General features: G+C 67.3%; 19 protein-coding genes, 1 tRNA gene and 1 pseudogene. 16 read left to right on the forward strand and 5 right to left on the reverse strand.

Annotated features, from left to right (window positions below; all coding sequences use genetic code 11):
- Positions 1-109: 109 nt before the first annotated feature.
- The 12 genes from AC1DT6_RS06030 (at position 110) to AC1DT6_RS06085 (ending at position 9,162) form a co-directional block, all read left to right on the forward strand.
- Positions 110-517, forward strand: coding sequence for an ArsR/SmtB family transcription factor (locus tag AC1DT6_RS06030; protein WP_035873232.1), 408 nt, complete (start codon positions 110-112; stop codon positions 515-517).
- A 146-nt stretch (positions 518-663) separates the two neighbouring features.
- Positions 664-2,025 carry a sulfite dehydrogenase gene (gene soxC, locus AC1DT6_RS06035; RefSeq protein WP_441637628.1) on the forward strand — a complete coding sequence of 454 codons (1,362 nt, stop codon included), beginning with the start codon at positions 664-666 and terminating at the stop codon, positions 2,023-2,025.
- Positions 2,009-3,049, forward strand: a complete 1,041-nt coding sequence (locus AC1DT6_RS06040; protein WP_477102472.1) for a c-type cytochrome — start codon at positions 2,009-2,011, stop codon at positions 3,047-3,049. Before soxC ends, AC1DT6_RS06040 begins: the two co-directional genes overlap by 17 nt.
- 127 nt (positions 3,050-3,176) lie before the next feature.
- Positions 3,177-3,506 carry a c-type cytochrome gene (locus tag AC1DT6_RS06045; protein ID WP_035873236.1) on the forward strand — a complete coding sequence of 110 codons (330 nt, stop codon included), beginning with the start codon at positions 3,177-3,179 and terminating at the stop codon, positions 3,504-3,506.
- Positions 3,507-3,673: 167 nt separating this feature from the next.
- Positions 3,674-4,129, forward strand: coding sequence for a thiosulfate oxidation carrier protein SoxY (gene soxY / locus AC1DT6_RS06050; RefSeq protein WP_035873240.1), 456 nt, complete (start codon positions 3,674-3,676; stop codon positions 4,127-4,129).
- Positions 4,130-4,192: 63 nt separating this feature from the next.
- A complete protein-coding gene (gene soxZ, locus AC1DT6_RS06055) occupies positions 4,193-4,504 on the forward strand; it encodes a thiosulfate oxidation carrier complex protein SoxZ (protein ID WP_441632921.1) in 312 nt (103 codons plus the stop codon).
- 120 nt (positions 4,505-4,624) lie between these two features.
- Positions 4,625-5,080 carry a DsrE family protein gene (locus AC1DT6_RS06060; protein ID WP_441632923.1) on the forward strand — a complete coding sequence of 152 codons (456 nt, stop codon included), beginning with the start codon at positions 4,625-4,627 and terminating at the stop codon, positions 5,078-5,080.
- Between the two features lie 124 nt (positions 5,081-5,204).
- The gene (gene soxA / locus AC1DT6_RS06065; protein ID WP_441632925.1) at positions 5,205-6,029 is read left to right on the forward strand and encodes a sulfur oxidation c-type cytochrome SoxA; all 825 of its coding nucleotides are present in this window, start codon (positions 5,205-5,207) and stop codon (positions 6,027-6,029) included.
- 16 nt (positions 6,030-6,045) lie between these two features.
- Complete coding sequence (gene soxX / locus AC1DT6_RS06070) at positions 6,046-6,729, forward strand: sulfur oxidation c-type cytochrome SoxX (protein ID WP_441632927.1); 684 nt, start codon at positions 6,046-6,048, stop codon at positions 6,727-6,729.
- A gap of 24 nt (positions 6,730-6,753) precedes the next feature.
- Positions 6,754-7,254: a TlpA family protein disulfide reductase gene (locus tag AC1DT6_RS06075; protein ID WP_441632929.1), complete on the forward strand. Its 501-nt coding sequence runs from the start codon at positions 6,754-6,756 to the stop codon at positions 7,252-7,254.
- Positions 7,255-7,324: 70 nt separating this feature from the next.
- Complete coding sequence (gene soxB / locus AC1DT6_RS06080; protein ID WP_477114558.1) at positions 7,325-9,046, forward strand: thiosulfohydrolase SoxB; 1,722 nt, start codon at positions 7,325-7,327, stop codon at positions 9,044-9,046.
- Between the two features lie 40 nt (positions 9,047-9,086).
- Positions 9,087-9,162 (forward strand) — tRNA-Ala (locus AC1DT6_RS06085).
- 97 nt (positions 9,163-9,259) lie between these two features.
- On the opposite strand, the gene AC1DT6_RS06090 is transcribed toward AC1DT6_RS06085, so the two are convergent.
- Positions 9,260-10,594, reverse strand: a complete 1,335-nt coding sequence (locus AC1DT6_RS06090; RefSeq protein ID WP_441632933.1) for an HdeD family acid-resistance protein — start codon at positions 10,592-10,594, stop codon at positions 9,260-9,262.
- A gap of 270 nt (positions 10,595-10,864) precedes the next feature.
- Between AC1DT6_RS06090 and AC1DT6_RS06095 the strand changes: the two are divergent.
- Positions 10,865-11,083 (forward strand): annotated as a pseudogene (locus tag AC1DT6_RS06095) (recombinase family protein); the annotation flags it as partial.
- 235 nt (positions 11,084-11,318) lie between these two features.
- Here AC1DT6_RS06095 and AC1DT6_RS06100 read toward each other — a convergent pair.
- Both AC1DT6_RS06100 and AC1DT6_RS06105 read right to left on the reverse strand, forming a co-directional pair.
- Positions 11,319-11,705 (reverse strand): hypothetical protein, encoded by a 387-nt coding sequence (locus tag AC1DT6_RS06100; protein WP_441632935.1) that lies wholly within the window; start codon positions 11,703-11,705, stop codon positions 11,319-11,321.
- A 597-nt stretch (positions 11,706-12,302) separates the two neighbouring features.
- On the reverse strand, positions 12,303-12,968 hold the full coding sequence (locus tag AC1DT6_RS06105) for a DNA-3-methyladenine glycosylase I (protein WP_441632937.1): 666 nt from the start codon (positions 12,966-12,968) through the stop codon (positions 12,303-12,305).
- 121 nt (positions 12,969-13,089) lie between these two features.
- Here AC1DT6_RS06105 and AC1DT6_RS06110 point away from each other — a divergent pair, with 121 nt between their 5' ends.
- From AC1DT6_RS06110 to AC1DT6_RS06120, 3 genes are all read left to right on the forward strand, one after another.
- The gene (locus AC1DT6_RS06110; protein ID WP_441632939.1) at positions 13,090-13,437 is read left to right on the forward strand and encodes a DUF2314 domain-containing protein; all 348 of its coding nucleotides are present in this window, start codon (positions 13,090-13,092) and stop codon (positions 13,435-13,437) included.
- A 156-nt stretch (positions 13,438-13,593) separates the two neighbouring features.
- Positions 13,594-16,464 carry a DUF2339 domain-containing protein gene (locus AC1DT6_RS06115; protein WP_441632941.1) on the forward strand — a complete coding sequence of 957 codons (2,871 nt, stop codon included), beginning with the start codon at positions 13,594-13,596 and terminating at the stop codon, positions 16,462-16,464.
- Positions 16,464-17,837 carry a DUF3999 domain-containing protein gene (locus AC1DT6_RS06120; protein WP_441632943.1) on the forward strand — a complete coding sequence of 458 codons (1,374 nt, stop codon included), beginning with the start codon at positions 16,464-16,466 and terminating at the stop codon, positions 17,835-17,837. Before AC1DT6_RS06115 ends, AC1DT6_RS06120 begins: the two co-directional genes overlap by 1 nt.
- Positions 17,838-17,931: 94 nt before the next feature.
- On the opposite strand, the gene AC1DT6_RS06125 is transcribed toward AC1DT6_RS06120, so the two are convergent.
- Positions 17,932-19,248 carry an MFS transporter gene (locus AC1DT6_RS06125; protein ID WP_441632945.1) on the reverse strand — a complete coding sequence of 439 codons (1,317 nt, stop codon included), beginning with the start codon at positions 19,246-19,248 and terminating at the stop codon, positions 17,932-17,934.
- A 178-nt stretch (positions 19,249-19,426) separates the two neighbouring features.
- Positions 19,427-20,284: a LysR family transcriptional regulator gene (locus tag AC1DT6_RS06130; protein ID WP_441632990.1), complete on the reverse strand. Its 858-nt coding sequence runs from the start codon at positions 20,282-20,284 to the stop codon at positions 19,427-19,429.
- Positions 20,285-20,392 lie beyond the last annotated feature (108 nt).

Consider the following 20,392-nt stretch of genomic DNA (forward strand, 5'->3'; position numbering starts at 1 on the left):
CCCGGCAGGACAACCACGGCGCGCACCGGTGACGGTGCGCGTTGCATATGTCTCCGAGATCGCAGTCAGCCCCGCATCCGGAAACGCGGCGCAAAGGGGTAAACACTATATGCGCAATCACGCATATACGAATATATTGGACGGCATGGACGAGATGGATCGCGTGTTCGAGAAAGTGTCGGGGTATTTCAGTCTGCTGGCGGAACCCACCAGGCTGAAGATCCTGCACGCCCTGTGCGATGGCGAGAAGCCGGTTGGCACCGTGGTGGAAACGGTGGGCTCTTCGCAGACCAATGTCTCGCGGCATCTCACCGCGATGTACCGCGCGGGCGTGCTGTCGCGCCGCAAGGAAGCCAACCTCGTGTTCTACGCCATCGAGGACGAGAGCGTGATTGAGCTGTGCCGCACGGTCTGCGTGCAGGTGGCCAGCCGGCTGGAAGACAGCGCCTTGCCCGCGGGCATGGTCGACCGCTTCATGCCGCAGGCCGCACCGGCGCCGCGCCGCCGTAGCCGCTGAGGCCAGGCGCGTACCGGGGCGCAGGGCAACCGCATTCACGTTCGCACGCAGGTTGTACGGCGGCAGCCCGCATCCGCGGGCGCCGGCCGATAACAGGTTGGCCGACGGCGCTTGCGCGCCGGACGAGCGGACCGGAGGAGACCGCAGTGCCGGAACAGATCCGCCCCGGGCGCATCGTGCGTGCGCCGGAGCATTTCATCAGCGCATCGTTGCAGCAGGACATCGCGCAACATGGCCTGGGCACGCCGGACAGCCCGCGCCGCGACTTCCTGCGCAAGAGCTTCCTGGGCGCCGCGGCCGCGCTGGCCGCCGGTGCCGGCGGCAGGACGCGCGCAGCGCAAAGCGCCGGCGACGACGCCATCCTCACGCCGCAACCCTGGGCCACCACGCTGGGCCAGCCGGTTGCCGCGCACCCCTACGGCCAGCCCTCCGCCTACGAGAAAAACCTGGTGCGGCGCGAGTCGCCGGGGCTGACCCGTGTGTCCGCCGCTTCTGTTTCCTTCGCGCCGCTGCAAGGCTTCTTCGGCATCATCACGCCCAACGGGCTGCATTTCGAGCGTCATCACCAGGGCTGGCAGGACATCGATCCGGCCCGCCACCGCCTGATGTTCAATGGCCTGGTGAAAGCGCCGCGCGTCTACACCATGGACGATCTGATGCGCCTGCCGGCGGTGTCGCGCATGCACTTCATCGAGTGCGGCGCCAACACCGGCATGGAGTGGGGCAACGTGGCGGTGCCCACGGTGCAATACACCCACGGCATGCTGTCCTGCTGCGAATTCACCGGCGTGCCGCTCAAGGTCCTGCTCGACGATGCCGGTGCCGACTTCAAGCGCGGGCGCTACCTGCTTGCCGAAGGCGGCGACGGATCGGGCATGACGCGCACCATCCCGATGGCGCTGGCCGACGAGATCATCGTCGCATGGGGCATGAACGGCGAGATGCTGCGTCCCGAGAACGGCTATCCGCTGCGGCTGGTGGTACCCGGCGTGCAGGGCGTGTCGTGGGTCAAGTGGCTGCGCCGGCTGGAGCTGGGCGACCAGCCGTGGAACACCAAGGACGAGACCGTGCACTACGTCGACATGATGCCCGACGGCATGCTGCGCCAGTACACCTCGATCCAGGAATGCAAATCCGTCATCACCACGCCTTCGGGCGGTCAGCAGATGGTGGGCCCCGGCTTCTACAACATCAGCGGCCTGGCGTGGTCCGGGCGCGGGCGGGTGAAGCGAGTGGATGTTTCCGTCGACGGCGGCCGCAACTGGCGCACCGCGCGGCTGGAAACGCCGGTGCTGTCCAAATGCCTGACGCGCTTCAACCTGGACTGGGCGTGGGACGGCGCCCCCGCCATCCTGCAAAGCCGCGCCATCGACGAGACCGGCTATGTGCAGCCCCGCATGGCGCAGCTGCGCGCGGTGCGCGGCACGCGCTCGATCTATCACAACAACGCCATCCAGAGCTGGCAGGTGGCCGGCAGCGGCGAGGTCTCCAATGTCCACGTTGATTAAGGCCGCCCGCGCCGCGCTGTTTGCCGCCGCCGTGGCGCTGGGCGGGCAGGCGTCGATCGCCGCGACGCCGGCGGAAGCCGCGCGCGCCGCGCTGGGCCGCGCCGCGACGCCGGCCGAGGTCGGGGCATGGGACATCGATGTGCGTCCCGATTTCCAGGGCCTGCCCAAGGGCAGCGGCACGGTGTCGCAGGGACAGAAAATCTGGGATGGCAAATGCGCCTCCTGCCATGGCGATTTCGGTGAATCCAACGAGGTCTTCTCGCCCATCGTCGGCGGCACCACCACCGAGGACATCAAGCGCGGACGGGTGGCTTCGCTGACCGGCAACCAGCCGTATCGCACCACGCTGATGAAAGTCAGCACCGTCAGCACGCTGTGGGACTACATCCACCGCGCGATGCCCTGGAACGCACCGCGCAGCCTGTCCGCCGACGAGGTCTACGCGGTCACCGCCTACCTGCTCAACCTGGGCGATATCGTGCCGGCGGATTTCACGCTGTCGGAGCGCAACATCGCCGTGGTGCAGCAGACCATGCCGAACCGCAACGGCATGACCCTGCAACATGGCTTGTGGCCCGGGCGCGGCCAGCCGGATACGCGTAATACGGCGTGCATGAAGGATTGCGCGGGAACGGTGGAGGTGGCGTCGGCGATGCCGGCCTACGCGCGCGATGCCCACGGCGATCTGGCCGCGCAGCAGCGCACGGTGGGACCCACGCGCGGCGTGGCGATCGGAACCGCCGCGAGCGCGCCCGCGGCGGCCGCGCCGGACGAGAAGGCCGGCGCGAAACTGGCCAGCCAGTACCAGTGCATGGCCTGCCACGCCACGGACCGCAAGCTGGTTGGCCCGAGCTTTACCGAGATCGCGCGCAAGTACAACGGACAGGAAGTGCGGGACACGCTGGCTCACAAGATCAGGGCGGGCGGACAGGGCGCCTGGGGCAGCATGCCGATGCCGCCCCAGGCGCAGATTCCCGATTCCGACCTGCGCACCGTGGTGGGGTGGATTCTTGAGGCAAAATAGCGGACTGGCCGCCACCATGCCCCGTGGCGCGGCCAGCGCGCCGCCGCGCCGGCCAGCCATCCGGCATGGCGGGCAGCGAGTGGCCTATCGCCGTCCCCACGGCTCTTCAAAGTTCGGAGCAATATCCATGAAGCAGTTTGTCATCGCAACGCTGATGCTGGCTTGCGCCGCCTCGGCCAACGCTGCAGTCGATGCCGCCAAGGCCCAGGAAATCGCCAACAAGAACGCCTGCATGGGCTGCCACCAGGTCGACAAGAAGCTGGTCGGCCCCGCCTACAAGGATGTGGCGGCCAAGTACAAGGGCGACAAGAACGCCCTGGCAACGCTGACCAAGAAGGTCAAGAGCGGCGGCGCAGGCGTCTGGGGCCCGGTGCCGATGCCCGCCAATGCTGGCTTGAGCGATGCCGACCTGAAGACGGTCGTGGAGTGGGTGCTGGCAGGCGCCCCGGCCAAGTAAGGCGCCCAGGGCATGCCCTGCCCGGACCGGGTTACGGCTTCGGGACCCAGGGGGCGCCGGTGGCGCCCCTCGCTGTAGGGCGGCAATGCACCGCCCGCTGCCGTGCCGGAAGGCGCGGCAGGCCAATAAACCAGGCCGGTACGGAAAACGCAGGAGAAGAGGAAACAATGCATTCAAAACGACGAGACGTATTGCGGGTCACTTCCGTGCTCGCGCTGATGGCCGCCACCGGCCTGATCAGCAAAGCGCAGGCGGCGGAGTGGAACAAGACCGCCTTCGATGGCAAGAGCGTGGCGGACGTCATCAAGGCGCTCGGCGGCAGCGGCACCGAGAAAAGCACCGCCATTGTCTTTACCGCCCCCGACATCGCCGAAAACGGCGCCGTGGTGCCGGTCGCGGTGACCAGCAATATTCCTGGCACCGAGCAGATCGCGATCCTGGTGGAAAAGAATCCCAATACGCTGGCAGCGGATTTCACCATCCCCGCCGGCACCGAGCCCTTCGTCTCCACGCGAGTCAAGATGGGCCAGACCTCGATGGTGTACGCCGCCGTCAAGGCCGGCGGCAAATGGTATGTGGCGTCCAAGGAAATCAAGGTGACGCTGGGCGGTTGCGGCGGCTGAGGCCACGCTCCCATCCCCCCACGCGGATTTCCCGCCCCACCACTACCTGAAAGAGGAAAGAACATGGCAGACCCGATGCGCGTACGTGCCGCCGAGAATGGCGGCGTGGTCGACGTCAAGATCCTGATGAAACACGACATGGAAACCGGCCAGCGCAAGGATGCGGGCGGCAAGACCATTCCGGCCTGGCATATCCAGAGCGTGACGGCGCAGTGCAAGGGCAAGGACGTATTCCAGGCCCAGTTCGGCCCGGCCGTGTCCAAGGATCCCTTCCTGAACTTCAAGTTCAAGGGCGGCGCCAAGGGCGACAAGGTCACGGTGACCTGGATCGACAACCGCGGCGACAAGCGGACCGACGAAGCCACCATTTCCTGATCGGAGCAGGTACGGGCCTGGCCGAGCGGGCGGCCGCATCCTCTGCTATGGTTCAGGTCGAATGTCGGACCCGGGCTGGCGCATGTTGCGCGCAGGGGAGCGACCGGAAGGATAGGAATCATGCGGCGAGCATTCATTCGAGCAACGGCGGCCCTGGCCGCGATCGGCTTGTCGGCCAAGGCGGCGGCGCAAGCGGCACCGGCGGCCGCCGGCAAGGGCGGGCGCGTCAAAGTGGTCTACCAGTTGTCCGAAGGCACGGACCAGGCGGTGCGCGCCATGGCCAACCTGCGCAACCACCTGAACGCAGCGCCAGACACCAGGATTGTGGTGGTGGCCTTCGGCTATGGCGTGGATTTCATCGTGGAAGGCGCGCGTGACGCACGCGGCAATACGTTCGAGGCGGCGGTCGGCGCGCTGGCCAGTTCCGGCGTCGAGTTCCGCGTCTGCCGCAACACGCTGACGGCGCGCAAGATCCCCGAGTCCAGCCTGCTGATGGAAGCCAAGGTCGTACAGGCGGGCGTGGTCGAAGTGGCCAGGCTGCAGTTTGATGAAGGCTATGCCTATATCAAGCCGTAAGTAGCATCCGCGCGGGAGCCGGCGCAAACCGGGTGCCGCGCTACGGGAAGACAAGCAATAAGACCGGCCCGCACGGCCTGGCGCCACATGGCGGCAGGCTTCCGAGGCCCCGAGGAGAAGCCCCATGAAATCGATCAGACGCCGCCACACGGGCGCCGCGCTGGCGCTGGCCGGCACTGTGGCGCTGGCCGCCGCCGCCGTGCACGCCCAGGGCAGCACCGCCGAGGAAATCGCCAAATACCGGCAAATGCTCGCCGAGGGCAATCCCGCCGAGCTGTGGGAAGCCGCCGGCGAAGAACTCTGGAAAAAACCCGGCGGCCCCAAGAACGCCTCGCTCGAACAATGCGACCTGGGCAAGGGCCCCGGCGTGACCAAGGGCGCTTACGCCGAACTGCCGCGCTACTTCAAGGACACCAACCGCGTGATGGACCTGGAGCAACGCCTGGCCTATTGCCGCGTGACGCTGCAGGGCCTGACCCAGGAAGAAGCGCTGAAGAACCCCTTCGCCTCCACCGGCAAGCCGTCCGACATCGAGCGCCTGGTGGCCTTCCTGACCGGCGAGTCGCGCGGCGTGAAGATGAACGTGCAACTGGCCCATCCCGAAGAGAAGCGCGTATATGCCCTGGGCCAGAAGATGTTCTTCTACCGCGGCGGCGCCTACGACTTCGCCTGCGCCACCTGCCACGCCGTCGATGGCCAGCGCATCCGCCTGCAAGAGCTGCCCAACCTGCTGACCCGGCAAGGCGCCCAGGCTGCCTACACCACGTGGCCGGCCTACCGCGTCTCGCAGGGCGAGGTGCGTTCGATGCAGCACCGCCTCTACGATTGCCTGCGCCAGCAGCGCTTTCCCGAGCCCGCCTATGGTTCCGACGTGATCACGGCGCTGAGCCTGTTCCTCGCCAGGAATGCCAACGGCGGCACGTATGACGGTCCGGCCATGAAGCGCTGAGCAAGGGAGAGCACAGATGAAACAAGCGCGTAGATACACACAAGGCAAGCTCGCCGCGGTCACGTTTGCCCTGCTGGCCTGCGTGGGCATGGCTCACGCGGAGGACAGCGCCAAGCCGGCCAGGGCCGCGAAGCCTGCCAAGGCCGCCGCCGTCAGCGGCGCCGACATGAAGACGCTGATCGAAAGCTCCTTCACGTCCAAGGGTCCCGCCACGGTCGAAGGCGTGCTCGATCGCGACGCCATGCAGAAGGCGTGCAGCGACTACCCGGACCGCTCCAAGGTGCCGGCGGCGGTGGCCAGGAAAATCGAAGCCGCCGAGTTCAAGCAGATCAAGTACCCTGCCGACAAGCAGTGGCTGGGCGACTGGAAGGAAGGCGAGAAGACCGCCCAGAACGGCCGCGGCATGCAGTTCTCCGACGCCGTCGGCGGCGTCAACGGCGCGAACTGCTACGCCTGCCACCAGATGACCAAGGCCGAGATCTCCTTCGGCAATATCGGTCCGTCGCTGTACCAGTACGGCAAGCTGCGCGGCGATTCGGAAGCGGTGCTCAAGTACACCTGGGGCAAGATCTGGGATTCCAGCGCCTTTGCGGCCTGCTCCAACATGCCGCGCTTCGGCCACAAGGGCATCCTCACCGAGCAGCAGATCCGCGACGTGATGGCGTTGCTGCTGGACCCGGCCTCGCCGGTCAACCAGTAAGGCACCGCGATGGCGACCGGCGGTATGGCCATCAACTTCCGACGGACGCTGCTGCTCGCGGTGCTCGCCTGGAGCGGTGCGGCCGCGGCACTGGAGGTGGGCGACACCGTGCGCCTGCCTGCGGTGCAACTGCTCGACGGCCGCACCATGACTGCCGCCCAACTGGCCGGCAAACCACTGGTGCTGGAGATCTGGGCATCGTGGTGCCCCTTCTGCGCGCTGCAGAACCCGCGCCTGCAGAAGCTCTACGACAGTACCGGCGGCGCGCGCGGCGGACTGGGGGTGCTGGCGGTAACCATCGACCGTGATCCGACGGAAGCCGCCGCCTACATGGCGAAGCGCGGCTACACCTTCCCCGCCACCATGGACACGCCCGCGCTGCGCGCCGCGCTCGGCAAGCGCAAGGGCCTGCCCGAGCTGTACGTGATCGACGCCGATGGCAAGGTCGTGCAGAAGGAGGTCGGCGAGATGCTGGAAGAAGAAGTCGCGGCACTGGCGAAGTACGCCAGGCCAACGCCGAAGTAGCCGCATTCGGCCACGAGACGCCGGGTCACCGCTGCCCGATACCGGCGCATGCAATCCACTGGAAGAGACGATGAACCGACGCGAGTTCCTGCAGGTGCTGGCCATTGCCGGCGCCGGCGGCATGACCTTTCCCGCCACCGATGCACAGGCCGCGCAGGCCGCCGGCAAGCTCTATGACGTGCCGCGCTTCGGCAATGTGCACCTGCTGCATTTCACCGATTGCCATGCGCAGCTGCGGCCGCTGTATTTCCGCGAGCCCAACGTCAACCTCGGCGTGGGCGACTACGCGGGCAAGCCGCCGCACCTCGTCGGCCAGGCCTTCCTGCGCCACTACGGCATCGCGCCCGGCAGCGCGCAGGCGCATGCCTTCACCTATCTCGATTTCACTGAAGCCGCGCGCCGCTACGGCAAGGTGGGCGGCTTCGCCCACCTCGCCACGCTCATCAAGCAACTCAAGGCCGGCCGGCCCGGCGCGCTGCTGCTCGACGGCGGCGATACCTGGCAGGGCTCGGCCACCGCGCTGTGGACGCGCGGGCAGGACATGGTCGACGCCGCGCTCGCCCTCGGCGTGGACGTGATGACCCCGCACTGGGAGATGACGCTCGGCGCAGAACGCGTCACCGAGATCGTCGAGCGAGACTTCAAGGGCAAGGTCGCCTTCCTCGCGCAGAACATCAAGACCAACGACTTCGGCGATCCCGTCTTCGACCCCTACGTGATCCGCGAGATGAACGGCGTGCCGGTCGCCATCATCGGCCAGGCCTTTCCCTACACGCCGATTGCCAACCCGCGCTACTTCACGCCCGACTGGACCTTCGGCATCCAGGAAGAAAACCTGCAGCAAGTCATCGACCAGGCGCGCGGCAAGGGCGCGCAGGTCGTCGTGCTGCTGTCGCACAACGGCATGGACGTGGACCTCAAGCTTGCCTCGCGCGTGCGCGGCCTCGACGCCATCCTCGGCGGCCACACCCACGACGGCATGCCCGCGCCGGTGGCGGTCAAGAACGCCGGTGGCACCACGCTCGTCACCAACGCCGGCTCCAACGGCAAGTTTCTGGGCGTGCTCGACTTCGACGTCAAGGGCGGCAAGATCGGCGGCTTCCGCTACCGCCTGTTACCCGTCTTCGCCAACTACCTCGCCGCCGATCCGGCCATGGACGCGCTGATCGCCAAGGTACGCGCGCCGTACGAAAAGCAGCTCGGCGAAGTGCTCGCCCGCAACAGCGGCCTGCTGTACCGCCGCGGCAATTTCAACGGCACCTTCGACCAGCTGATCCTCGACGGCCTGATGGACGTGCAGGGCGCCGAGATCGCGTTCTCACCCGGGTTCCGCTGGGGAACCACGCTGTTGCCGGGCCAGGCCATCACCATGGAACACCTGATGGACCAGACCGCCATCACGTACCCGCACACCACCGTCACGACGATGAGCGGGGAGACCATCAAGACCATCCTCGAAGACGTGGCGGACAACCTGTTCAACCCGGACCCCTACTACCAGCAGGGTGGCGACATGGTGCGCGTGGGCGGGCTGCAATACGCGRTTGACCCCACCGCCGCGATGGGCCGGCGCATCACCGACATGCGGCTCAAGGGCCGGCCCATCGACGCCGGCAAGACCTACAAGGTAGCCGGTTGGGCGCCCGTGTCGGAAGACGCCCGCCAGAGCGGCAGCCCCCCGATCTGGGACCTGATGGCGCAGTGGCTGCGCACCTCCGGCGAGGTCACGGCACGCCCGCTGAACGTGCCGACCGTGCGCGGAATGACCGGTAACGCAGGCATGGCGGCGTGATTGATATGCTGGCGAAAACTGGGCTACAATCAGCCGTCACGGGCCGATAGCTCAGCTGGGAGAGCGCTGCGTTCGCAATGCAGAGGTCGGGAGTTCGATCCTCCTTCGGTCCACCATACGAATACTCATGAAATCAAGGGCTTGGCAATGCGCCAAGCCCTTTTTTCTTTCTGGTTTCCTCAGATTTCTGTTCGGCTAGTCTCCACGCACCGGCTAGGTGTCCCGATCGTCCGCCAGGCTGGCGGAACCGCGCCGCTTCAGCGCCCCGATGAACGTGGCCCAGGCGAAGGGACGTGGATCGGCCAGCATGCTCATGGCGCGTGCGTAGTCGAGGGTCAGGCCCGGCGTCCACGCCATCGTTGCGGCGCGCTTGCGTAGGTGCGCCGCCACCCACAGTTCAGGAGTCAGTACCAGGCGGAACAACGGCCACCACCCGTCCAGCCGCGCCCATACGCGCGCGCCGGCGCCTTCCAGCGCGGCATCGAGCGCCCGTGCCACAGTACTTGAACAGTTGCGGTGGGTCAGGTTGTACGTGGTGTCATGCTGATAGGCATCCCAGAATGCGCGCAGGCGCTGCGCGTCGTAGTTGCGGATGCGCACCTGCACCGTCGACGGGCACCACGCTTTCGATTCGGTGGGGTAGTCGGGTTGGAACGTGCCGGGTACGTCGTTCTCGCGCGTGGCGCGCAGCAGTCGGGTGAAATCGTCGGGCGCGCGGTCGATCTCGACCGCCGGATACAGGCTGATGTAGATGCCTTCTGGCGATTCCAGCGCCGCGTGGCCGGTGGAAATCACGCCATTGCGGTCCACCGCGGCGATATAGCGGTCGATGATCGGCTGGCGGCGCGCTTCGGTCTTTGCGGATCCGACCGGCGTCCACACGTGCACGGTCAGCGCGTGTTCGTCGGCGGCGGGCGGGCCGCTCCATGTCGTGAGTCGCTGGTCCGCATCATCGGCCGGGCCGGCTTCCGGTGTGTCACGCAGTCCCGGATTTCCGGCCAGCCTGCGCACGCGCGATGCGAGCAGCAGCATGTTCCAGCCACCGAAGATCAGCCCAAGGCCCACGCAGTAAGGCACGGTGCCCGCGTAGTGCGTAGGGTAGGGCTGGATAAAGAAGATTGCCACCGCAATCTCGACGATACCGCCGGCCATCGCCAGCCGCCACGTACGAAAGCGCACCACGCGTGCCGATGCCACCTGCAGCAGCCCGTCGGCCAGAAACAGCAGACCGAACAGCAGCGACAGAATCATGTGGCCATGGTGATGGCCGGCCAGCACCAGGATCGCCGCCACGCTGAACGCCATGCCCTTGACATAGCGCAGCGTGCGCTGACCGCCCATTCCGGTCCACGCCACCGCCATCGTGGCTAGCCCTTCGAGCAGCAGCAGCCATGCAAACGGTTCGATCGGGAAATCGAGACGGTCATCGAGTGCGTCGATAAACAGCACCACCCCGGTGATCAGGCTGATGCCACCGGCCCAGGCCAGTGCGCGCCATCGCGTACGCAAGTAATCCACGCCAAGGATTAGCATCAGCAGGCGAACCATCGGCAATCTCCGGATCGTGTCAAAGGAATGCTCGCCGGATTTTACCGTTGGATCGCCGGTCCTTGGGCTCAGGCAGCCACATTCCGATTGTCGACAATCGCCCTATAGCGTGGTGCTGGGGTGTTGCGCGACAGCTGCTCCCCCATCGCACCGCACGCGGCCTCATAGGCGTGCCAGTGTTCGATCATGCAACGACGGGATCGTGATCAGTGCGCCCTGATGGAACCCACATGCGGATATCGCTGCGGTCACACTTGAATCTCAGGCAATCTGACCGTGCGGGCGACAGTGGAACGGTTGGATGCTGCTGGCGTTCGCGTCCATTGCTTGGCGCTCGGGGGTGTGGACCTGACCAGTCCTGCAGGGAAGATGACGATGGGCGTGATCAACGCCGTGGCCGAATTCGAGCGTGACCTTGTCATTGAGCGGACACAGGCGGGCTTGCGTCGGGCAAGGGCAGAAGGCAAGACGTTCGGCAGACCATCAGCCTGTTGCTAACACTACCCTGCGCGCTCTGCCGACAACAAACCAGGCAACGCAGACGCCCCAGCGTTTGGAAGATATCGTGCGCATCGCGTGCCGTTCGAGCGGGCGCTTCTGAAGCGCCGGCAACCTGAAATCCTCGAACGGATCTCTACGGCCCGGAGCAATGCGGCCGCACCAAGTGCGCCAGGTTCGGAGCCAGGATGCTGCCGGTGGCCCCGAGGGGGCCCACGCACTCCCCTCACTGCCCCTGCGGCCTTCTGGTCTTCTGCGAGACCGGGATCACCGATGGTCCCGCAGCTACAGGTGCCGGCGCGGATGGCGCCGGAGAGGCCCGGAGTTGGCTGGCAACGGTACTCGGTACACGCAAGGTCGCGATACCTTCGGATTCGTGCAGTGCCTGGCCGTTGTCATAGCCGGTGGAGACGGCTTCAAGGTAGCCTGGCATAAACGTTTGCTCGGGCGTGACCACTGACTTGACCGGCGCGGCGGGCTGCGCGTATGCCACGCAGTTGACACATAGCGCGAGCACGCGAATCAGCAAGACGGCTTGCCGCAGCTTGCGCACGGCGCCCCGCACCGGCGAGTTGGTCCGGCTCTCTCGTGGTTCATAGCAATGGATCTTCATGACGGTTCTCCGAAGGAGCGGATGCTCCGGGTGGGAAGACGAGCTTCGGCGCCGCGCTCGAAGCTGTTAACCGCATGGACCGTGCCATCCCCTGAATGGCGGAAATAGCGTATACACCGCCACGTTCTCGCTCAGGGTGTTGGGTGAATGCAGACAGGTGCGCCTGCCAACGTGGGGCCTTGCGCAACATGTGCTGCGCAAGGCGTGGGCGAATCCCCCGGCCTGTGGATAACTGCGCGAAACCCTGGGGATAAGCAGGCAGGAAAGCTGTGCCCCGGCTGGGGGCGGGTTGTGGGGCGTATACGTACAACTTTGAGGCGGTTTTTGCGCGCCACGTATACGTCACCGAGATATCCCGTGAACTCAGGCTAATACCTGGCACTTATCTTGTTCGCAAGTCCTTGAACAGAAAGGGGAAAACAAGCTTATCCACGGAAAATCGGGTCGTTTACCTACTACTACTATATTGGTATACGTAAACAATATAGAAAGACAGAAGGCAACCGTTGCGGGATACGTATACGCGGTCCGCCTTTGATTCGCTGCGTCGCAGCGTATACCTTCCGCATATCGCACCGCCAACGTTAACCCGTCTCCTCAGCGCGGCACCTTGAATGTCTTTCTCGCCAGCAGAGCTTCCTCGCGAGTCGAGCAGCCTTCCATATGGTCGTTAACCAGGCCCATGGCCTGCATCAACGCATACATCGTGGTGGGACCGACAAAGCGCCACCCGCGCTTCTTAAGGTCCTTGGACAGTGCCGTCGATTCGGGCGAGATAGCCATGGTGCGCAGCACTTCCGGCGTCAGCAGCGCTGGCCGGCTGGCGGGATCCGGCTCGAAGCGCCAGAAGTAGGCGGCCAGCGACGGCTCCGTCTCCAGCAGTTCGCGGGCGCGTTGCGCGTTGTTGATGGCCGCCTCGATCTTGCCCCGGTGCCGCACGATGCCGGCGTCGCCCAACAGCCGCTGGATATCGCGCTCGCCGAAACGCGCCACCTTGTCGATCTCGAAGTTGGCGAAGGCGCGGCGGAATGCCTCGCGCTTGCGCAGGATGGTCAGCCAGCTCAGCCCCGCCTGGAAGCCTTCCAGGCATAGCTTCTCGAACAGGCGGCGGTCGTCGTCGACCGGAAAGCCCCACTCGCTGTCGTGGTAGTGGCAATAGTCCTCAAGGGTGCCGCACCAGCCGCAGCGCACGCGCTCCGCCTGTACGGCTTTCCCGGCCACCTTTTTCGCTGCCTTTCTTGCCACGCTGTTGTCTGCTGCCATGGGTGCGTTCTCCTTCGATCCGCCATCTTAAAGCGACTCGCGCGGCATGTCCTGCCCGCACGGACGCACGATGCGTTTGCTACGATGCCGGCCGTGAAGAACGATTTTCTTGAGGACTGACATGGACAAACGACTGGCGACCATCGAAGAAGACGGCTGGCAGCTCGACGACGGTGAAGTCATCGGCGAGGCGCACCCGGAGACATTCTGGGTGCCGCCGCTGGAAGACCGGCAGGCGCTGCAGCCCGGCCAGCTGGTGAAGCTGATCTTTCGCATCGTTACCACCGACGAGCAGGACCGCGACGAGCAGCACGTGGAGCGCATGTGGGTGGTTGTCACCGGGCGCGAGGGGGATCTCTACAGCGGGGAACTCGACAACCAGCCCTACTGCACGGAGGAGATGGAACCCGGCATGCCGCTGTGGTTCGAGCCGCGGCACGTGATCAACATCCATAGCGACGAAGAATGACCGCGGGGCCGGCCGGCATGGCTGGCATCGCCTGACGATGTCGCCCTCGCGCTACACTGGGCGCGCATGATTCAGGCGGTTCCCCGTGCCGGCAAACGCTGTATCGGTGCCACTGGCCGCCGATCTCCCCAACCTTCCTAGGCGAAATCTCATCTGATGCGTTGGATATTCGCGGTGATTGGCTTGCTGCTCGGCGCCGCGGCGGCCGGGTTTGGCGGTGCCCTGACGGGCGCGATACTGGGCTTCGGCTTTGGCTGGATGGTCAGCGACCGGCCTGCGCGGCCACGGCCCGATGGGGAGGCACAGGGCGCGCCGGAGGCGCCTTCGCTCGCGGCTCGCGTGGCGCGCCTCGAGCAGGAACTGGCCACGCTCAAGCGCGAGATGGCGCAGTTGCGCGGCGAGACCTCGGCGATGCCCCAGCAGGCTGACGCAGTGGAAGGTACGCCAGCGGCGCACGGATTCCCGGCATTCGAACCGGCATCGGCGGAAGGCCCGGTGGCGGCCGCAACGGCGATGCCCGAGCCGTCGTTCGCTCCGGCGGCCAGCCTTCCGCCAACTTTCCCTTCTGTGCCGGCCCCGGTTCGTGCTCCCACGGCATCCGCACCGATCTCCGTCGCCGCCGCGGACCTGCCCGCGCCACACGTGGAACCCTCGCTCTCGTCCGCATTCGCCCCGCAGGAGCCCGATTTCATCGAACGCGCGGTGTCCGCCGCGCGCGGCTGGCTGCTGGGCGGCAACAGCGTGGTACGGGTCGGCATCCTGATCCTCTTCTTCGGCGTGGCCTTCCTGCTCAAGTTTGCCTCCGACAATGCCATGCTGCCGGTCGAATTCCGGCTGGCGGGCGTGGCTGCCGGCGCGGTCGCGCTGCTGGCGGCGGGCTGGCGGCTGCGCGAGCGGCGCGCTGCCTATGCCCTGGTGTTGCAGGGCGGCGGCGTGGGCGTGCTGTATCTGACCGTGTTCGCCGCCACCAAGCTCTACGGCCTGTTGCCGGCCGCGGCGGCCTTCCCGCTGATGGTGGCCATCTGCGCGCTCGCCGGCGGCCTGGCGGTGCTGCAGAACGCTCCGGTGCTGGCATTCACCGGCAGCGCGGGTGGCTTCCTCGCTCCGGTACTGATTTCCACTGGCGGTGGCAGCCATGTGATGCTGTTCAGCTACTACGCGCTGCTCAATGCCGGCATCTTTGCCATTGCCTGGTTCCGGGCCTGGCGCCCGCTCAACCTGCTGGGCTTTGCGTTTACCTTCGGCATCGGCACGGCGTGGGGCGCGCTCAACTACCGGCCTGAACTGCTGGCTACCACCGAGCCGTTCCTGCTCCTGTTTTTCCTGATGTACACGGGCATCGCGCTGCTCTACGCGTTGCGCCGGCAGGTCAGCCTCAAGGACTACGTCGACGGCACGCTGGTGTTCGGCACGCCGCTGCTGGCGATGGGCCTGCAAGCCGCGCTGGTGCGTCATATTCCTTTTGCCATGGCATGGAGCGCGGTCGCGCTCGCAGCGTTTTATCTCGGCCTGGCCGCGTGGTTGTCGGCGCGCCGCGATCGCCTGGGCATGTTGTTCGAAGCCATGCTGGCACTGGGCGCGATCTTTGCCACGCTGGCCGTGCCGCTGGCCTTCGACGGGCGCACCACCAGTGCCGTGTGGGCGGTGGAGGGCGCCGCCGTGGTGTGGGTGGGCGTGCGCCAGCAGCGCCGCCTGGCGCTGGCGTCGGGGCTGCTGCTGCAACTGGCGGCCGGCGTGGCTTTCGCGGCGGGCAGCCTGTTCGCGTCCACGCCACTGGCGTGGCCAGTGCTGAACGGCCGCTACGTGGGCACGCTGCTGCTGGCGGTGTCCGGTGTTTTCAGCGGCTGGCGCCTGCACGGGCGAGAGGCGCGCGCCTGGTTCGCGCCATCCGTGCCGCTGGGCCTTGCCGCCGCGGCGTGGGGCCTGTTGTGGTGGCTGGGTGGCGGCGTGGTCGAGATCCATCACTGGTACGACGTGCTCGACTGGGCCGTGCGCGCGCTGCTCGCCACGCTGGCGCTGTTCGCGGTGTTGAGCGCGTGGCTGGCGCACCTGGCGCGGCGCGTGCTGGCATGGCCGCTGGCCGGCAAGCCTGCGCTGGCCATGACGCCGGTGCTGGCTATCCTGGGCGCGCTCAGTTGCGCGATCTGGTCGGCGTCGCCCCTGCACGGCATCGGCGCGCTGGCCTGGCTGCTGGTCTTTGGCGCGGCCTTGCTGTTGCTGTGGCGGCAGCAGGGCGATGAACGCGATGCCGCGCTGGCGCCCATGCATGCGCTGCTGTTCTGGACGCTGTGCGTGCTGCTTTCCACCGAAGCCTACTGGCGGCTGCGCGCCTACGTGCCGGAGGGCGCGTGGAGCTGGAGCGCCTGGGCCTATGGCTATGGCGGGCTGCTGGCGCTGCTCTCGGCCTGGGGCTGGCGCCTGCGCTGGCCGGTGGCGCGCTTCGCGCGGGCCTACCTGCTGTGGGGCGCGCTGCCGCTGGCGGCGCTGCTGTGGCTGTGGAGCCTCGCCAGCGTGGCCAGCGATGGCGACGCCGCGCCGTTGTTCTACCTGCCGCTGCTCAACCCGCTCGACGTCGCCCAGTTGCTGGCCATGCTGGCGGTGGGGCTGTGGCAACACCGGCTTGCCGCGCTGGGCCTGGCAACGCGGCCGCGCGCGCTCGAGTATGCCGCGTCCGCCACCGTGTTCCTGTGGTGCAACGCGATGCTGCTGCGCACGCTCCATCACTGGACCGGCGTGCCGTACACGCTGCAGGACCTGGGCGGCTCGACGCTGGTGCAGGCTTCGCTGTCGGTGTTCTGGACCGTGCTGGCGCTGATTGCCATGGTGGTGGCTACCCGGCGCGGCACGCGCGCGCTGTGGTTTATCGGCGGCGCGCTGCTGGGCCTGACCGTGGTCAAGCTGTTCCTGTTCGACCTGTCCTTCGTCAAGGGTATCGAGCGGATCATCTCGTTTATCGGCGTGGGCGTGCTGCTGTTGCTGATCGGTTACTTCTCGCCCTTGCCGCCGAAGGCCAAGGAGGTTATTTGATGCCGGTTTTCCCAAAGGCTGGCGCGCGCGACCTGGCGGCTCTACCGCTTCTGCTGGGGGCGCTGCTGCTGTCACCACTGGCCCGGGCCGAGCGCTTCACGCTGGCCACCGAGGGCGTGGCGGCCTACTACGCCGTGACCCTGGACGCCGATGTCTACGCCCATAGCGCGCGGCCGGGGCTGGCCGACCTGCGGGTGCGCAACGGCGCCGGCGAATTGCTGCCTTATGCGCTGGACTTGCCGCCCGAGCCGGCGGCCGAGGCGCGTACGCTGAGTGACGTGCCCTGGTTCGCGCTGCCGGCGCTGGCGCAGCGCCAGGCCGCGCCCATGGGCGTGGTGATCGGCACCGACGGCGCGCTGCGGGCGGCCAGTCCGCAACCGGCCGCCGCCAGCGCAGGGGCATGGCTGCTGGACCTGAGCAAGCTGCGCGAGGATGCCGCCGCGGTGGTGATCGGGCTGCCGGACGGCGAATACCAGGGCGCGGTGGACGTCGCCAGCAGCGACGACCTGCAGCACTGGCACGCCGTGGGCAGCGCGCAATTGCTGCGGGTCAGCCGCGCGGGCAGCGTGCTCAGCCAGGACCGGGTCGCGCTGGGGCGCTTGCGGGCGCGCTACCTGCGCTTGCAGTGGCAGGGCGTGCCGCCGGCGCCGGCGCGCGTGCAGGTGGAGATCGTGGCGGCGGGCACGCCGCCGCCGCTGGCGCTGCAATGGCGCGAGGACATCGCCGCCACGCAGGCCCAGGCTGGCGGCGACTACGTGTTCGACACCGGCGGGCGCTTCCCCGCCGAGCGGGTGCGCATTCGCCTGCCGCAGCCCAATACGGTGGTGCGGGCGACGCTGTGGTCGCGCCCTGACCCGGAGTCGGCCTGGCGCATGGTGAGCAGCGGGCAGCTCTACCGGCTCGCCGGTGCGGGCGGTGGGGAGCAGGAGAGCGCGCCGCTGGCGATCGAGCGCAATGCCGATCGTCTGTGGCGCCTGAGCGTGGATGCGCGCGCCGGCGGCCTTGGCAGCGGCATGCCGCTGCTGGCGCTGGGATGGCGTCCCGCCGTGGTGACGTTTGTCGCGCGTGGCGCGGCGCCGTTTTCGCTGGCGGTGGGCGAACCCGCGGCGCAGCCGCGGGAACCCGGGCCGGTCGCGCGTGCCGAGTTGCTGGCCGGTCCGGCACCGGTCATCGCCAAGGCGCGGATTGCCGGCATGAACGCGTCGCCGCGGTCCGCCGCGGCGCCCGCCGACGCCCAGCGCAACCGGCGCCTTGTCTTGTGGGGCGCGCTACTGCTGGCCGTGGGCGTATTGGGCGCAATGGCCTGGCGCTTGTTGCGAACGCTGGGCGAGCCGGCCGCGCCGCCGCCGGAGCGAGATCCGCCGGCGTCCTGAACGCCCGTGCACGCACAAAGAAAAAGGCCAACCGGGTGGTTGGCCTTCTTCATTTCGTCGTCGCCGGCCGGAGCAAATCCGCCGGCGGGACCGGTTACTGCAAGGGCTTGCCGGTACGGTCGTGCATGAACAGCAGCGCGACAAAGCTCACCACGGCAGCGGCGATCACGTAGTACGCGGGCGCCAGCTTGCTGCCGGTCGATGCGATCAGCCAGGTCACGATCAGCGGGGCAAAGCCGCCGAAGATGGTCACGGCGAAGTTGTAGGCGAGCGACAGGCCGGTCGAGCGGACCTCGGTCGGGAACTGCTCTGCCAGCACCGCCGGCGCCGGGCCGGTGAAGGCCGCCAGCAGGATGCCGAGGATCACCTGGACCATCAGCAGGGTCTGGGTGGTCGGCGAGACGTTGAGCCAGTGGAACAGCGGATAGGCCAGCACGCCGATGACCAGTGCCACGGTACCCAGCATGCGCTTGCGGCCCAGGCGGTCGGACAGCATGCCCATCAGCGGGCACAGCACCAGGATGATGGCGCCGCACAGGGCGGTCGACTGGAAGGTCGCGCCCAGCGGAAGGCCGAGCTGCTGCTTGGCGTAGGACGGCATGTAGAACACCAGCACATAGGTGCACACCGTCCACAGGATGGTCACGCCCAGGCCGGCCAGCACTTCGCGCGGATGGTCGCGCAGCACCTGCGTCAGCGGGGAGAACTTGATGTTGCTGGCCTTGCGCTCCGCGCGGCGCGCCTCGAAGGCGGGCGGCTCTTCCAGGTGCGAGCGGATATACATGCCGACCGGGCCGATCAGCAGGCCGAACAGGAACGGGATGCGCCAGCCCCAGGCATCGATCTGCTCCGGCTCCAGGCCATTGATCACCAGCGCGCCCATGGCCGCGCCCAGCATGAAGGAAATGCCCTGGCTGGCCTGCTGCCAGCTGGCGTAGACGCCGCGCTCCTCGTCGGGCGCGTGCTCGATCAGGAAGGCGGTGGCGCCGCCAACCTCGCCGCCGGCCGAGAAGCCCTGGATCAGGCGGGCCAGCACGATCAGCGCGGGCGCCCACAGGCCGATCGACGAATAGGTGGGCGCCAGGCCGATGATGGCCGTACCGAACGCCATCATCAGGATGGTCAGGGTCAGTGCCGCCTTGCGGCCCACGCGGTCGGCATAGACGCCTAGCACGATGGCGCCGACCGGGCGCATGAAGAAGCCCACGCCGAAGGTGGCGACGGTCAGCAAGAAGGAAGTGAGGTCATTGCCGGTGGGGAAGAACAACTTGGCAATGATCAGCGCGAAAAAGCTGTAGACGGTGAAGTCGAACCATTCGAGGCCATTGCCGATGGTGGCGGCAAGAATCGCCTTTCGTCGCTGGGATCTGGATATTTCGTGAACTTGAGGTGTTGCGGCGGTGGCTTGCATGATCCGTTTGATGCAATGAGAAATCGGCGGAGGGCTTGGCCCGGGACGGCGCGTGTGCCCTGAAAGGCAGAATAGTAAGCGATTCTTTAATTAACCAGCGCGCCGGTGCTCTTTGTGTCCAGCCTGTGCCGCGCCCCTGCGGGTGGCGGCGGATGCACCGCCTTGTTCCGGGAAGCGGTCAGATCAGGCTGCCGGACGCTTCCTGTACCGCCTTGGCCAGCGCCTCGGCCACGGCCCGCACGCGCGGCGAGCGTCGCACGTCAGGGTGTACCGCCAGCCAGATATCACGCCGCAGGGCCGCATCCGGCGGCATCATGCCGAACAGGGCAGGGTCGTCGCGCGCCAGGAAATGCGGCAGTACGGCCAGGCCCAGCCCTGCGCGGCAGCCTTGGTGCAGGGTGGCGAGATCGTTGGCGTGCATCACGAAGGGCCGCTCGCCGGCCAGGCGCTCCAGCCAGCGCTGCTGCGGTACCTCGCGCAAGGATTCGCCGTAGCCGAGGAAGACCCAGGCATCCTGGGGCAGCCCGACCCAGCCGTGGCCGCCATAAAGGCCGTAGCCCATTTCGCCCAGCTTGCGCGCCGCCAGCCCCGGCTGCTGGGGCCGCGACAGCCGCACGGCCAGGTCAGCCTCGCCGCGATGGAGATCGGCGGCGCGCGCTTCGCCCGTCAGGTCGAGCACGATCCCTTGCCACTGCGGGCGCAGCGCGGCCAGGCGGGGGACCAGGAAATGGCTCCCGAAAACGGGGGGTACCGATAGCCTGACAGTGCCCTCCAGCGTGCTGGCGCCCAGCGCGGCCCGGCCAAAGGCAAGCGCCTCTTCCTCCATCCGGCTCGCGTGGGCGAGCAAGGCCTCGCCTTCGGCGGTCAGCGGCCAGCTGCGCGGCAGCCGGTCGAACAACCGCACGCCCAGCCTGGTTTCAAGGCCCTGCACGCGTCGCGCTACCGTGGAGTGTTCCACGTGAAGCACTCTGGCCGCGCCGGACAGGCTGCGCTGGCGGGCCAGTGCGAGGAAGTACCGCACGTCGTCCCAGTCCAGGGGAAGGCCACCTTGTTCTGTCGAAATTTGCACAATAAACGCGAACGATTTGGGAGTTCCGATCTATTTTGCACCGGGCTATCGTGATGCGAGTCGACTTTTCGACGC

The sequence above is a fragment of the Cupriavidus sp. 01L45 genome (genome assembly GCF_056399885.1).